8 protein-coding genes are annotated in these 16442 nt (G+C 32.7%); 1 reads left to right on the top strand and 7 read right to left on the bottom strand.

What is annotated here, in order from left to right:
* Positions 1 to 10: 10 nt before the first annotated feature.
* The 7 genes from FH779_RS07755 to FH779_RS07785 form a co-directional block, all read right to left on the bottom strand.
* Positions 11 to 994, bottom strand: coding sequence for a DUF4861 family protein (locus tag FH779_RS07755; protein WP_180906622.1), 984 nt, complete (start codon positions 992 to 994; stop codon positions 11 to 13).
* A gap of 30 nt (positions 995 to 1024) precedes the next feature.
* Positions 1025 to 3235: a pectinesterase family protein gene (locus FH779_RS07760; protein ID WP_180906623.1), complete on the bottom strand. Its 2211-nt coding sequence runs from the start codon at positions 3233 to 3235 to the stop codon at positions 1025 to 1027.
* A gap of 14 nt (positions 3236 to 3249) precedes the next feature.
* Complete coding sequence (locus FH779_RS07765) at positions 3250 to 4941, bottom strand: DUF4957 domain-containing protein (protein WP_180906624.1); 1692 nt, start codon at positions 4939 to 4941, stop codon at positions 3250 to 3252.
* A 12-nt stretch (positions 4942 to 4953) separates the two neighbouring features.
* A complete protein-coding gene (locus FH779_RS07770; RefSeq protein ID WP_180906625.1) occupies positions 4954 to 6777 on the bottom strand; it encodes a RagB/SusD family nutrient uptake outer membrane protein in 1824 nt (607 codons plus the stop codon).
* Between the two features lie 18 nt (positions 6778 to 6795).
* The gene (locus FH779_RS07775) at positions 6796 to 10029 is read right to left on the bottom strand and encodes a SusC/RagA family TonB-linked outer membrane protein (protein WP_180906626.1); all 3234 of its coding nucleotides are present in this window, start codon (positions 10027 to 10029) and stop codon (positions 6796 to 6798) included.
* A 200-nt stretch (positions 10030 to 10229) separates the two neighbouring features.
* Complete coding sequence (locus tag FH779_RS07780) at positions 10230 to 11840, bottom strand: RagB/SusD family nutrient uptake outer membrane protein (RefSeq protein ID WP_180906627.1); 1611 nt, start codon at positions 11838 to 11840, stop codon at positions 10230 to 10232.
* 12 nt (positions 11841 to 11852) lie between these two features.
* Entirely contained in the window at positions 11853 to 14933 is a 3081-nt protein-coding gene (locus FH779_RS07785) for a SusC/RagA family TonB-linked outer membrane protein (protein ID WP_180906628.1), read from the bottom strand.
* A 485-nt stretch (positions 14934 to 15418) separates the two neighbouring features.
* Between FH779_RS07785 and FH779_RS07790 the strand changes: the two genes are divergently transcribed.
* Positions 15419 to 16441: a LacI family DNA-binding transcriptional regulator gene (locus FH779_RS07790; RefSeq protein WP_180906629.1), complete on the top strand. Its 1023-nt coding sequence runs from the start codon at positions 15419 to 15421 to the stop codon at positions 16439 to 16441.
* The last annotated feature ends 1 nt before the right edge of the window (position 16442 follow it).

Consider the following 16442-nt stretch of genomic DNA (forward strand, 5'->3'; position numbering starts at 1 on the left):
TATCAACTATTTATAAACGATTAGACTTTTCTAATTGAACTAATTTCGAATTCAAATCATTGTAGAATTCAGTTTCGTTTTTAAGTCCATTTGGCTCTTGTGCCCAAGCTGCCAAAATATAATATGTCATTGTTTTGGTTGTCGGTTTGAAAACAATTAAATGATCATCTTTTCCGTCTACTAATTTTTCTACCTCATCCGATTTATAGAAAATTGCCATTCCAAGCAAATCATTTTTGTCAACTAAAGTTTGTTTTCCGTAAGTTGAGATATATCCCCAACTTCCATTTGCGCTTTTCTTTTGCTGCAACGGAATATTTTTGAATTTTACCAAACCAGTTGTTAAACCATTCGTTAAGACAGAAGTTTTCAATTCAAATTTAGAAAAACGATCATAAGGATAAATCGAAACTTTTGCTTTTACATCTGTTGTGTGATCCGCAGTTTTCCATTTAGAATAATCAATTTCAAAACTCGAAACATTTTTACTGTTTTTTACTTTGACATATGTATTCTCAACTTGATGCAAATGCGCAACTGTATCATTCACTAATCGCCCAAAACCACCAATTCCAAGCGATTTCCCAGCTTTCAAGATATCTTGTCCCCAAGGAAGAGGTTCGTGATAAGAATCAAAACCATCTTGTCCAACATCTTGCAAAACTTGTGTTTTTACCTTTTTCCCGAAAATATCAACCGCATTTCTCCAATCCAAATACAAGCGATAACCAACATTTTGATTTTCCCAACCTGGACCTTCGTATCGAATATCGAAAGCATGATCGGTATGTTGTGGATCAAGCGTATGTTCTTGTACATTTCGAAATGTTCCGCCTTCATATTCTTTATGACCTCTTTTTCCATCTACCCATTTTCCACCTTCTTTTATAGAAATTTCGGAATAGGTAAATCCATTGTTTTCATGTTGAACCAATCTGTTACTACAAGAAGTGACAAGGATTAATGTTGTTATTGTGGCAATAATTTTTTTCATACGTATTAATTTTTAAAATTAGTGAGGAGTTTAATTGACGATCCAATCACCCAAAACATTATTTTTAGAGAATGCTAAAGCTTCTTGAGCAGTTAATTGACGACTCCATTTAACTCTTTTATTTGCGATATGTTTACCTGTAGATTTATATTCGGAGTAGCGAGCTGTAGATTCATTTGCAACTTTTCCCCAATTGTTCCAACCTTCCGCTTTAACAGACAAATCTATGTCGCAATTGATAAAAGCAGTTTGAGCAAAAGGTCGCCAAGGTCTTCCCAAATGATGAGAATCTTGATTGTTTCCTGAAATTTTACAATTCTCGAAAACGAAACCGTATTTCTGATCTTCTGTCGTTGATGCCGCTGTAATGTATCCTTTCCCTTTATTATTTAGCTGACAGTTCTCAAAATAAGCGGTTCCTGCTCCGAAAATGTAATCGACTGTACCTTCGATGTAACAGTTGTTAAAATATTGTCTGCTTCCGCTTTTTACCAAATACAATGTATCTTGATTTCCTAAAAACCGACAATTTGTAAATTTTATTTTATCTGCATCAACACGAACAGCAACAGCTTGTCCAACTTCGCCTGCACTATTTTCGAATGTTATATTTTCGGCTGAAAAATTGTCTCCAAAAATAAAAAATGAAGCCGAACCAGATGTTCCAATTTCTTGACCAATATTATTTAATTTTGATGCGTAATCATCATACGTCAAAATGGTTTTGTGTTGATCTTCGCCAATAAAATTAATCATCGTTTTAGAAGGAGGTAAGGTAATTTTTTCTTTATAAACTCCATTTTTGATCAAAACTTTTACAGGAACTCGACTAAAATCGGGTAGTGCAGCAATTAATTCTTGAATAGTTTTGAATTGACCAGAACCATCTTTCGCTACAATAAAATCATAATCTTTGACTTTGTTATTCGCTGAATTAATCTTTTCTGAAACTAACGATTCTGCATAAACTTCTAAATTGGTATATTGACTTGATAAATTGTAACCGTTTGCATCATTAATACCAACTTTCAAATTATTTCTTTTTTCCCATTCATCGTCCATTCCATCTTGATCTGTATCTGTAGGAATATTGTATGTTTTTAACGTAGGAAATCCACCAACTTCTGTTTGACTATCAATAATTCCGGTCATATTTTTTGGATATCCGTTTGTTAAATAACCAATTAATCGATTATCAACTTCATCGCGTTTTAAACTTGCTCCCGCATGTGCTTGAACCATTTTGTAGGCATTTTCAGTAGAATGAGTGATAATTTCATTTTTACCAAATTCAGTTTCAGCTTTTGCTTTTAAAGGTTCATCGGCTTGTACACCGCCATTCCAGTTATTTGCTGTTATATCAGCATAACCTTTTACAAAATTTCCGTTGACATAAAATTTACCATATGGAATAGAAGGATTTACAATTCTATTTTTATGTTTTGTGGCTGGTCCAGATTTGAAATAATTATTAATCAAATTATATTTTCCTTTTTCTCCGCCATAAATAGAATTTGCGCCCCAATTAAAAATTACATTATTACGAAAATCAACCATTTCATCTTCAGGATTTACCGTTGATTCTGACCCACTAAAACGAGGATTTCGACTATTGTTACTCATAATTAGATTGTGGTGGAAACTTGCAGGCTCACCACCCCAAATTCCACCATAACCATGCGCTCCTTTTATATGAACAGATTTATTAAGAGCTTCTGATATGATAGACCATTGAATTGTAAGATTTTTGACACGATAAAACGAGATGTTTTCATCTGTAGCCCAACTTACCGAACAATGATCTATGATTATATTTTGTGCATTTCGACCACCCAAAGCATCACCTTCTACTTTTGCTAAATCGCCTAAACGAAATCTCATGTAACGAATAATTACATTGTCAGATTTGATGGTTACAGGATAATTAGAAACCGTAATACCATCTCCAGGAGCAGTTTGTCCAAGAATAGAAATATTTCCGTAATTAATATCCAAAGGAGATTGCAATATAATGTTTCCAGAAACAGCAAAAACGATTGTTCTGCTCAATTTTTTTTGAATTCCGTATCGTAAACTTCCTTTACCAGAATCGTTGAGATTTGTGACAATATAGACTTCTCCACCTCGTCCACCAGAACTGTACCTGCCATATCCTTCGGCAGAAGGAAAAGCAGGTAAATTCTGTGCAAATAAACATGAATGAATTAAAAATATAAATGTAATTGCGATGTGTGATTTCATTTTTTATCGTTTAATTAATTCCACCATCTTGGATCTCCAATCGCAGCACCTGTAGAAGATGCAGTTCTTAATGGAGAATTGACTGGTAATGTAAAATCAATTGTTGTGTTTGTCCAATTTAGAGCATTGTCTTGATTATTCGTAGAAGTTACTCCTCCAGTAGGAAAAACAAGTTTTTGTAAATCAGCTGCTTTACCATTCGTCAAATTATAGAAATTGTTGAACGTAAAAACAGCTGTACTTGAAGTAGCTAAACGAATTAAATTATTACTCGATAAACTTCCTCCAACTCTTGGCGAATTTGCAATAATATTATTGGTAAAATTAGCTTTGATCGGCACGTTATTATTGTCTAATAGTGGAAAAGAAGAACTTTGTCCAAAACTATTAATTGTACAATTGTTGACATTAATTGTTGCGTTAGCAGATGGCGTAGTAATACTTTCTCTGTATCGAATAAATAAATCTCCAACTTCTGTAAATGTTGAATTTTCGATATTAACTTCGTTAAAAACTAATTTGTCTAAATGTAAAAATCCGTAAGATGAAGCTGGGAAATTCTTGAAGAAAGAATGTTTAATCTCAAATTTATCCATTACATATCCGCTATTTGGACCTCTATTTGCTCTGAAAGCTGAGGTTTTAACACTACTTACAATACAGTTTTCAATCAATACATTTGCAAAATTAGCCTTCGCACCATTGCTGCTGCTGCTTGTCAAATTGATTAAATAATCTGCCGTATTTGCGCTTCCATCTAATTCGATATTCTTTAGATGTAAACCAGCCCCAGTATCATTTAACGTAAATTCTTTGAAAGAAACTTTTGTATCTTCTGGATTTCCAGAAATTCCAATCAATGAAATTTTCTTCGCATTAATTGCAAACAATTTATCTCCAGAATCATATTTACCAGGATTTAATCCAATGATATCACCATCTTTTGCATTGTTAATCAAGGTGATTAAATCATCGCCAGAATTAGCAATAACACTATAACTTGTAGACGATTTAGTCGTGAAATTCTGAGAACCAACGCTTGTATTTCCTTTATAAATTTCGACTGTATATCGTGTACTTGGATTAAGCCCTTTTGTTGTTTTAAGTCCAGCAGTAGCTTCGCTACTTGTAATTTGACTTATAATAGGATCGCTAACATAAACAGGATCCTGACCAGAAACTTGTGTATATGCTTGAAATCTCAATTCAGTTACTCCAGCAGTTACATCCCAACTAACCGTTGCTTGATTCTCCAGAATATTTGGATCATAAATAGGATGCAAAATTTGGATTCCAATAATTTTAATTCGCTTACTAACAGACCAGTGAGATTCTGGTCTGTTTTCGTAAGCATTTGTTTTAACACGTATAAAGAAATTTTTTCTCACGGGAATTTCTTGATCCGTAATAACAACTCCAGCAGAATCTGTTTTTTTTGTTAAAATGATATCTTTTGGATTTGTAAATAACGAATCGCTTGAAACTTCTGTTGTATAAGTTTCGTCAATATTATTAGTATACAGAGAAGGTGACCATGTGACTTTAGTTTCTGTTTCAAAATTTTCGGCAGATAAAGACAATGGTGTAAACATTCTCATTGGATCGTTAGATTCTGACTGAAATTCATCATCATTACAAGAGATTACAGCATTTGCAGTAAGTAATACTGTTCCTATAATCAATATTTTATAAAAAGTTTTTTTCATAATAATTGTGTTTTAGTATCCGTAATCTTGTGTTAAATTATAATTTGTATTGATGATATCTTGATAGATTGGCAACAATTCTGAATGATTTGGTTTGTAATATTGTAACCAACCTTTTCGTTCGTCGTTAATCATTGTCGCAACCATTCCTGTTTGCCAGTTTATGCGTGTATATCCCGTTGGAGTAGAAGCAACAGAAGGAGTGTAGAACAATTCTGTTTTATCATTTCCAACAAAATAAGTATCTAAACTCAAAACAGTTTTTTGGGCTGTCTGTGTTGGATCGTATTTCCCAATTTTATAATAGATGTATTTAGGTACATTGGCATATTCTCCCGTTCCATCTAATAAATTTTGCAATTTAGCACGAGTTTCTGTTACTACTTGACCTAAAAGATTCCATCTGATTAAGTCATATTTTCGGATAGATTCTCCACCAAATTCCAATAATCTTTCGTGTACAATTTGCTCAAAAAAGCCTTGGTAGCCATTCGCTGTAACTGCAGGCATTTTATCAGGATTGTTTGCATAAGCTCTTGCTCTAACTTCTCTCAAAGCATCTATTGCAGCAGCCGTTGGTCCACCGTTTAATTCATTTTCTGCCTCAGCAAACATTAATAAAACATCTGCAAAACGCATAATTGGCCAATTGATTCCAACATTTTGAGAAGGACCTGTTACTTTTGTCCAAGACTTTCTGAATTTTCCGTCTGTTAAAGCGTCAATTTTAACCACTTGTGTTAAATCATCAGCATTAATTTCGAACGCATTGATTGTGACATCTCGTCTTTGATCATATTTATCAAATTCATAAAAATAAGTTGGTAAAGCATTGATTCCGCCACCACCATTCCATTTAGAAGCTGCGTTATGACGCAATCCGTTGTAATAACCAAGTTTACTATCAGTTCGAGCATTTCCACCGAAAGCACCAACTTGAAAAATCATTTCGTTGGTGTTATCCATACGACCTTCGTGAATAGCACGGAAAACATCTTCGTAATTTGGATTGATGTTATGGCTTCCACGTTGTTGCATAATGTCAAACGTTTCGTTGCGAGCAATTTGGTAATATTTTTCTGGATTTGCTCCTTTAACCATCTGTATCGGTTGTCTTCTTAGTGAATATCCAGCTCTAGCAAGTGCAATACGAGCACGTAAGCCTTTCACAAAAGCTTTTGTGATACGTGTTGTAGGATCTCCAGATTCGGCTCTCCAAGGAATAACTTTTGAAGCAGTTTCTAAATCATTTAATAAAACTTCATACACTTCATCACGATCAGTTTTCGGAAGGAAAATATGTTCGTATTGAGAAGATGGTTTATCTTGAAATGGAACATCTCCAAAGTTTCGGATTAATTCGTAATAATATTGTGCTCTTAACGTCAATGCTTCTCCGTAATATCTGTCCATTAACTTTTTGTCGCTATCACTTCCAGATTTGTAGACATCAGAAGTTGGAATATTATAAATTAGTAAATTTGCTCTTTCAATTCCTGTGTATAATTGACGGAAAGGTTTGTCTAATTCTGGATTTGTAGGACAAGCATTGTACATACTAATTCCACGACGATCGTTACAATTGTAATCACCAGATGTTTTAAAATCATCAGCAGCTTGTCCAATGATAGAAGAAATTCTGTTACCGTAACCATTGTCACCAGCCAATTGATTATATACGCCAACCAAAGCGGAGTAGGTATAACTTGCATCGTTGTAAACTTCTATTTCGGAAGTGTTGGAAGGGCTACTAACATCCAAATAATCATCACATGATGTTGTTGTTAATAAAACGATGCTAACGCCTAATATTTTTATAAATGTTTTTGTTTTCATTTTTGATGTGTTTTGAGATTAGAAAGTAACATTAATACCTGTTAAGAAAAATCTGCTTCGTGGATAGGCAGCATAATCAACTCCAGGAGTTAAAGGACTTGTACGTCTTGTATTTGCTTCAGGATCATAACCCGAATAACCAGTAATTGTAAATAAATTATTGATTGTAGCGTAGATTCTTACTTTACTAATAAATTTCGTTTTTGCTAACATATCTTCTGGTAAAGAATACCCAACTGTAACGTTGCTTAATCTTAAATAAGATCCATCTTCGATGGCATAAGAATGTAAAATATAGTTTCCAGAAGGAGGTGACCAAAATGTAGCATTTGCGTTTAAAGCTTCTAATTGTGTAGGATCTGTTACTCGATTTCCGTTGTCGTCAAAATTTCTCCAAGCTCCAGCAACAGCTTTTAACATATTATTGTCGCGGTATAAATATTGTGTTGTAAATTCAACTTTATTGGCATTGTAAACTTTATTACCAACAGAATAAGTGAAGAACATACTTAGATCGATGTTTTTCCATTGAAATTGTTGATTAAATCCACCATAGAATTTTGCTTGCGCATTTCCTAAAACAGTTTTATCATTATCATCGATTTTTCCATCATTATTCAAATCTTTTAATTTTAAATCTCCAGGACGTACATCTTTTGAACCTAATGCAGCAGCAGAAGTACTTGCAACACCAGCTTTTAATGTATATTTTTGAGTTGAAGCGTTATAATCGAAATCGCTCACTTTGTACCATCCGTCTGTTACATAACCATAGAATTGTCCAATAGGTTTACCAACTTCAACTTTGAAATCTTGCAAATTATTTACCCATCCAGATGATTGATAATAGTATTGTAGACCATCACCAGTTACATCTTTACCTAAAGATTTGATAACATTTTGATTATGAGAAATATTGAAGTTTACATTCCATTTAAAGTTTTTAGATTTCGCAATATCAGCACCTATTGTAAATTCAATTCCTTTGTTTTCCGTTTCACCAGAGTTTTGATATTGGTATTCGTATCCGCCTGTTTGAGGTATTTTAGCTAATAATAATAAGTCTTTTGTATTTGTAATATAAGCATCGATACTACCATAAACACGTTTATTGAATAAAGTATAATCTAATCCAATGTTTTTAGAAATTGTTTTTTCCCATTTCGCACCCGAATTTGCCAACCTTTCATTAGGTGCTAAACCTGGAACTACAGCATTATCAAATGAATATCCCCAGTTACTTGAACTACTGAAGAATGTTGAATATAAGAATGGCTCGATGCGGTTATTACCCGAAGTACCATAGCTTAAACGTAATTTTAATTCGTCAATCCAAGAAGAATCTTTTAAGAAATTTTCTCTTGCAACATTCCAAGCAAATGAAGCAGAAGGGAATGTAGCATAGCGATTATCAGGAGAGAAAACACTCGATCCGTCTGTTCTGACAGAAAGCGTTAACATATATTTTTTATTGAACGAATAATTAACTTGCCCAAAAAACGAAGCCAATCGATCTACATTTACTGATGTCGAAACTGGATCTTGAACCATTCCTGCTGGAGGAACCGCACTTTGCAAATTAGAAAATGCTTGATTAGCCGAAATATTTTTTGGTAACCATTTGATATATGTTCTTGATGTTTCTCCGTCTGTTTTTACAATTTCTTGTCCAATCATCACATCTAATTTATGATTAGAACCTAATTTTGGTGAATATTGTAGTGTATTTGAATTAGAGATTCTTCTTGTTTGACTTGCGCGTAGATCAACCACAGGAAGATTAGCATTTGCCATTGCGACACTTGTGATATTTCCATAAAAACTATTGTCATTACGATCTGTTTGTACATAACCAAAAACAGATTTGAAGGTTAATCCTTTGACAATTTGCCAAGACAAATAACCATTCATCAAAAGGTTTTGTCTTTCGTCTTCTCTTACTTCATTATTCGCCAACAAAACAGGACTTGTAAGGTTTGTTTGTGCGTAATAATCTGGATCGAAGAAGTCTACGTATGACTCGTTTCCTGGAGCAGCAAAAGGTTGATATCTCACTGAATTACGAAGTCTGTTATTTGATTGAGAACCTGTATTTGATGTACCAGCTCCCATGATTTTATCTTTACTATATCTAAAACTAACGCCAGTTTTTACTTTGTCGCTGATTTTATGATTTAATTTGAAGTTTGCTAAATTTCTTTTGTAACCAGAATTTAGCATAATTCCATCTTCGTTGATGTGATTTAAATTTAAACTGAAATCAGTCGATTTATTTCCTCCTACAAGTGAAACGTTATGATTTTGAGAAAAAGCTTTTCTTCCAAAAACTTCTTCTTGCCAATCTCTCGCTTCCATACTTTTATAGATGTCAATATCGCTAAAATCCCCATATCTTTTTCTGAAAGAATTTGCTAATTGTTCATCATTATTAATATTATACAATTCATACTGATAACGTACAAATTCATATGGAGTCATTACTTCTAACTTATTCTGAATTTCTCTAAATCCAGTGTAATTAGAATAAGTGACTTGTGTAGGCATGTTGAAACCACTTTTTGTCGTAATAAGTACAACACCATTTGCACCACGCGCACCATAAATTGCAGTAGAAGCAGCATCTTTTAGAACATCAATACTTGCAATCTCTTGTGGAGATAAAATAGATAAAGCATTTTCTACTTGTATTCCATCTACGATATATAGAGGGCTGTTGTCTTGTGTAATCGATGTACCTCCGCGAACTTTAATTGTAACATCAGCTCCTGGCGCACCTTCGGACATACTAACTTGTACACCAGCCAATCGACCTTGTATAGCTTCAGCAGCAGAGTTTACCGCCATATCTTTTATTTGATCAGCATTTACACTTGCCACAGAACCTGTTAATTCATCACGTCTTACAGTTGTATATCCAATTACAACAACTTCATTTAGATTTTGTTGCTCTGCTGCAACAAGATCTTTCAGTTTTATATCGATTATTCCTTTTTTATTGACAGGAATAGTCTGTATTTCATAGCCATCATAGGTAATGGTTAAAGTCGAGTTATCTGGAACAACAATTTCATAAAATCCATTTTCATCTGTAATTGTTTCATATGTTGTCCCATCTACATAAATATCAACTCCATTAAGAGGTGAATTATTTATAGATGATTTAACCGTTCCGGAAACTTTTATTTCTTCCTGCGCAAAACTCGCAATTGGTAGAAGCAAAAGCGTGAATAACTTAATTTTAGAGATCCTCATATGTGTGGTTTTGTGTTTCTTCTGTTGAACTAAATAATTTTTAGCGTAATCGATTACATTATTAAATATAAAGGTGTATAGAAAACACTAAAGTAAAATTATTATTATTAATAATAAAATAAAAATTATAAAAATAATTTGTTATTGATAAAATGATGCTCTTTTTTGTAAAAGAACATCATTATTTTACGGATATAGTATTAATATGCCGGATTTTGTTTGAAATTTGAATTTTGATTTAAGTCAATTGCAGCCTGAGGAATAGGTCTTAGTATTTTAAGTTGACCATTATTTCCATTAAAATTAGATTGTTTAATCAAGAAATTATATTTTGAAGCACGTTCAACTAATTTTCCTGTACGTTTTAAATCAAACCAACGGTTATATTCACCTAACATTTCTCTCGCTCTTTCATCTAAAATAAAATCAATATTCATGTTTGATGCAGTTACATTTTGTACACCAGCTCGCTTACGAACTTCATTGATTCGTTGTAATGCTGTAGATATATTTCCTGCTTTTAGATATGCTTCGGAAGCAATAAGATAAGTATCGGCCAATCTTGAAAGAATAATGTCTCTCGTGTTTGTAAATTTTCCAAATGGAGCTTTTGGATCATCAAATTTCTTTACAGGAATCGTTTGATAATCAAAATTAGGATTGCTTTCTGCAGCATAAGTTCCATAACTATGATATTCTACACCTGGATTTTTTGCAATATAGTTTGCCTTATATGTATCATTTTTTGCAAACCACTTAGGTTCGTAATAATGCTTTACAGTTAAAGTTGAATGATCGCTTACATCAAAATAATCAAAATAACGATCATATACTTCACCCATAAAAGTTGCGTTCCAACGTGTGTCATCTTGAGTGTATAAATCAAGTGCAAACTGAGTAGGGCATAAGCTATATGTACGATAAGGAGCTTTACCTGCAACTTCTGATCCACCATGATATGGTCCAAAATAACTACTTTGTGCATGACCTAAATTAAAAGGATCTGTACTTGTTGAAGCTGCGCTGTATTGAACAGAAAAAATAGTTTCTGCATTGATTTCGTTGCCAGGTTTCCACAATTGTTCGAACGAAAGTGAAAGAGCTTGCCCAGCAATAACGTTATCTGCATATTGAGCTGCTGTTGTAAAATCATCATTTGTTCCAAAAGTTTCGTAACCGCGTGTTAAGTGAACTAATGCTAATAAATGCTGAACAGCTTTTGTATTAACATGCCCATTGTAAGCCGTATTTCCAACTAATTTTAATGACTCTTCTAATTCTTTGATAATAAATTGATAAACGTCTTTTGAAGAAGTTCTATCAAAACTTAATTGTGGTGTATTAATATATTCTGTAACCAAACTTACATCTCCATAGGTTTGTACCAACAAGAAATAGGCGTTTGCTCTTAGGTATTTTAATTCTCCAATTTGCTTGTTTAAGTTAGAAGAAGCTGCTGTTTTATCTGAATAATACAATGCCATATTTGCAGCTTGAATAGCCGTATAGCAATTTTTATAAAGATGATCTACTCCTTCTGACGAAGCATTAAGTTCTGTGTATTGACTTAAACCTGGTGGTTCAGCTGTTCTTCCTCTTGCATATAAATCTGTTCCTGCGACAAAAAGCCAAGGCTCTTTTCCATAAATATTTTTTAATTGAGCATAATTTGCATTAACCAATGAAGTAAATCCTTCTGCGGTTGTATAGTATTGTTCTGCAGCTACGTTAGAAAGGTTTTCTTCTTCTAAAAAATCACTGCAAGAATATGTTGTGCTTAAAGCTAGTAATAATATAACGATTTTTTTCATCTTTAAAACTTCTTAAAATTTAACATTTAATCCCAATTGATAAGTAACAGAACTTACGCGTCCAATTCCAAAATTTGCTGTAGCCCACTCAGGATCATAACCATTATAGTCGGTGAAAACGAATGGATTAATTACATTAGCATAAACTCTTAGAGAATTGAATAATCCAATTTTAGATAAAGTATTTTTGTCAAATGTGTATCCTAAGGCGATATTTTTCACCTTCACAAAAGAAGCATCTCTATAATAGCCAACTTTATTGTTTTTCCAATAAGTACCTTCATTATATGGTTGCGGAGCGGTATTAGAGAATTGAGCAGGTAATCCAGCGTCATTTGTTGGAACAAACCAGTCCATATCAATTTTAGATCGACCTCTGTCATACACGTTTGTAAAGTTTTCGTGGAAAGGAGAATATGCTAAAACACCTTGATTTGTAATTAAAGAAGCAGACAAATCAAATTGTCCAACTTTTAACGTTGTGAAAATACTTCCTGACCAATCCGGATCTGATGATCCCAAAATAACGCGGTCATCAACCGTTATTTTTCCATCTCCATTAATGTCTTTTACTTTTGCTTGACCAACTGTTTGACCATATTTCTTCGCCTCAGCTTCTTGATCTGGTTGCCAAACGCCATCAAACACATAATTGTAATACGAATGAATAGATTCTCCAATGAATAAATTGTTTCCAATATCATCCACTGTGTTTTGACCATATATTGATTTGATTTTGTTGACATTTTTAGAGAATGTAAATGTCGTTTCCCAACTTACTTTTTTAGTTTGGATAATTTTTGCTGTTAATGCAACTTCAACCCCTTTATTACTTACAGATCCGATGTTTCCATTAATATATGTCCATCCTGTTTCGTAAGGTAATTGTTGTTTCATTAACAAGTAATCTGATAATTTATCATAAATATCAATCGATCCTGTAATTCTGTTTTTAAAGAATCCGTAATCTAATCCAACGTTAAATTCTCTTGTTTTTTCCCATGTTAAGTAAGGATTTGCGATTTTTCCTGGTAACCAACCATTTGCTACAGTTCCATTAAAATCATAATAATATTGATCGGTTAATAAATTTGTTGTAGAATATGGCTCAATAATATTATTACCTGTATAACCCCAACTTGCTCTTAATTTTAATTCTGATACAACTTTGCTTGCTTTTAAAAACTCTTCGTTATTAATTTTCCAAGCTACGGCAGCAGAAGGGAAGCTTTCCCATTGATTTCCTTTCGAAAGAATAGAAGATCCATCCCAACGAATAGAGAAAGTAAATAAGTATTTGTCTAATAAAGAGTAATTTGCGCGTAAGGCATATGAACTCAAAGCTTGTTTGATATAATCGGAACCAATATTATACGTTTCTTGCGTTCCTGATCCTATATTGTGATAACCAGTTTCAAAAGGAATATTTCTAGAGCTTTGGAATGAAGATTCATATCTACTTTCGTAAATACTTTGTAAAGCTAGAATATTGAATTTGTGTATATCATTAATCTCAAAATTTGCATTAACCTGGTTATCCCATGTATAATTAAATCTCTCAGATTTATTAATTGCTGCAGAAGACAAATTGTTATTACTTGCTCCAACAGATGTCAAAGCACCCCACGATTCACCTTTTCTTCTTGTGTCATAGTTTGCAGAATAGGTTGTTTTTAAAGATAACCAATCTAATGGACGATATTCGAAAAAGAAATTCCCGATACCATTCCATCTTCTAGTTTCATTTACTGTATTTTTAATCTCTAAAAGAGGATTATAAGTAGATGTTTTATCGATGATAAATGCACCTTGTTGATTAGTTAATTTTCCTGGTAAAGCAGCTAATTCAGTACTTTCGTATTGATAAGGATTCAAGAATGGATTTAATCTGAAAGCCTCTTGCATAGCGATATCAGAACCATCTTGTTGTTCTGTTAATGCGACATTAAGATTAATTCCAACCGAAAATTTATCATTGATTCTATGATCAACACCAATATTTACAGAGTATTTATCTAAAGCTTCATTTTGTAAATTTCCTTTCTCTTTTTGAGCACCTAATCCAATATTATAGCCCATTCCGTTCTCTGAACGTCCAGATAAATTAACATAATTATTTTGCGTCATTCCAGTTCTAAGTACAGCATCAAACCAATCAAAGGTTTCATTTGCATTTACACGTCTCAAAAGCTCTGTATTTCTGGTACCAACAACTGCATTGTATAATGTTTGAGCAGACACTTGTCCAGTTGCCTGATCTTTTCCTGCCGTTGCCAAATAAGCGGATTGATGATAATACCACCATTTACTTCCGTCCATCATTTTAGGTAAACGAGCCACATCTTTTACTCCATAATAGGTATCATAAGAAACAGTGAATCTTCCTTTTGCATTCGATCCATTTTTAGTCGTTACAATTACAACACCATTCGATCCGCGTGAACCATAAATTGCAGTGGATGAAGCGTCTTTTAAAATATCAATTCGCGCAATATCTTGAGGATTTAAAAAATCTATATCAGAAGTAGGAACTCCATCTACAACAAAAAGAGGCTTAGAATCTGCGTTCATAGAATTGTTCCCTCTAATCACAATATCAAAACCATCCCCAATTCTACCTGTAGAAGTAGAAATCTGTACACCAGGCACATTTCCTTGCATCGCTTCCATAGGATTAGTCATACTTCTTTCAGTCAGTTTAGAAGCATCAATAACTCCAACAGAGCCAGTTAAATCTGATTTTCGTGCTTTTCCATATCCAATTACAACAACTTCTTCTAACTGTTTGTTTTCATTTTCTAATGGATTTAAAGAAAAATCAAAACTTTCTGTAGACTTAATAGGAATCTCAATTTGCTGATATCCGTCGTAAAGTATTGTAAGCGTAGCATCTTCTGGAACTTCAATTTCGTAGTATCCATTTTCATCTGTATATGCTTCTAAATCGGTTCCTTCTACAAAAACTTCTACTCCTGCCAAAGGTGTTTTTCCGTCAGTTGATTTTATTATTCCGGAAACAACCTTATTCTCCTGAGCAAAAGCTGCTATAGGTAAGAGTAAAAGGGCAAATAATGATATTTTAGACTTCTTCATAAAGTGTTAATTTTGTGCTTTTTAGTTAATTCATTATTAAATATATTTAAGTAATCGATTGCATTATTATATATCGATAGTTTTGTAATCGATTGCAAATTGATTTATTAAGTGTATAGAGTACACTAAAATATAACTATTTTTTTAAAATCAAACAAAATCTTAAAATTTTATAAAAAATAATTAATCTATTTGTTAATTATTGATATTTAGTGTAATATGTATTTATTTTGACTAATATTGATATATACTCTAACTTGAATAAGCTAAATGGTTAGTTAAAATCATAATTCTTTTGATGACTTATTGAATTTTTAATTCTAAAAATATGTAAATTGAAGTAAATTTGTAATCGATTACAAATTGTTTTAGATTCTGAAAAAAAAGTTTTAGAACCATTGTAATTTATACATTACTATATAATACTATTGAGATTTAATTTATATTTACCGAATCTTGATAACGAACTTGAATTTTACCTTATTATGAAAAAAAGTGCTACAATATATGATATTTCTGAAAAATTGAATATTAGTGCAGCTACCGTTTCGAGGGCTTTAAATGATCATCCTAAAATTAGTCAGAAAACGAAAGAGTTGGTTATGAAAGCTGCTAAAGAGCTTAATTACAAACAAAATACTTTAGCACAGGCTCTAAAAAGTGGGAAGACAAATAATATTGGGATTATTGTTCCATATATTAATACAAATTTTTTCTCATCTCTAATTCGTGGGATAGAAGAGGAGTTGTCTCCACATGGTTACCATGTTATTATTTGTCAAAGTCACGAAGATGTAGATTTAGAAAGAAAACAACTAAATACATTATTGAATGCACAGGTTGATGGTATTTTTATGTCTGTTTCTAAAACGACAGAAGATATTTCGCATATTGAAGCTGCAAAAGAATCTAATACTCCAATCATATTTTTTGACCGTAAAAAAGATATTGCAGGTATCAGCACTGTAACAATTGATGATTATAAAGGAGGATACTTAGCAACCGAACATTTGATTAAACAAGGTTGCCGAAGAATTTGTCATTTATCTGGAGATTTACGTTTGGAGATTTATCAAAATCGTTACAATGGATATATCGACGCATTGAAAGATAATAAATTGACGTTTAAAGAAGAATATGTTTTTCCAATTAAAAGTTCGATAGAAGATGGAGTTGAAGCAATAAAAACATTGTGGAATTTATCATCGCCACCAGATGGAATTTTCTCAGCCAGTGATTATGCAGCATTGGGTGCTTGTCAACAATTGAAAAAGAAAAATATTAGCATTCCAGAAGATGTTGCAATAATAGGTTTTAGTAATGAACCATTTACACAATATATGGAATTGCCTATTAGTAGTGTTGATCAGACACCAGATATAATGGGAAAAATTTCCGCTCAAGTATTTCTGGAATATATGAACGAAAATTTTTCAGGGATAAGCATAGAAAAAAAGGTTGTTTTAAATCCTCAAATTCATATTCGAAAATCTTCGAAAAGAAAATAGG

It is taken from the genome of Empedobacter falsenii (assembly GCF_013488205.1).
Classification (GTDB): domain Bacteria; phylum Bacteroidota; class Bacteroidia; order Flavobacteriales; family Weeksellaceae; genus Empedobacter; species Empedobacter falsenii_C.

Bases quoted from the DNA above. Each gene is read 5' to 3' on its own strand.
- FH779_RS07755 (WP_180906622.1), bottom strand. From the start codon at position 994: ATGAAAAAAATTATTGCCACAATAACAACATTAATCCTTGTCACTTCT.
- FH779_RS07760 (WP_180906623.1), bottom strand. From the start codon at position 3,235: ATGAAATCACACATCGCAATTACATTTATATTTTTAATTCATTCATGT.
- FH779_RS07765 (WP_180906624.1), bottom strand. From the start codon at position 4,941: ATGAAAAAAACTTTTTATAAAATATTGATTATAGGAACAGTATTACTT.
- FH779_RS07770 (WP_180906625.1), bottom strand. From the start codon at position 6,777: ATGAAAACAAAAACATTTATAAAAATATTAGGCGTTAGCATCGTTTTA.
- FH779_RS07775 (WP_180906626.1), bottom strand. From the start codon at position 10,029: ATGAGGATCTCTAAAATTAAGTTATTCACGCTTTTGCTTCTACCAATT.
- FH779_RS07780 (WP_180906627.1), bottom strand. From the start codon at position 11,840: ATGAAAAAAATCGTTATATTATTACTAGCTTTAAGCACAACATATTCT.
- FH779_RS07785 (WP_180906628.1), bottom strand. From the start codon at position 14,933: ATGAAGAAGTCTAAAATATCATTATTTGCCCTTTTACTCTTACCTATA.
- FH779_RS07790 (WP_180906629.1), top strand. From the start codon at position 15,419: ATGAAAAAAAGTGCTACAATATATGATATTTCTGAAAAATTGAATATT.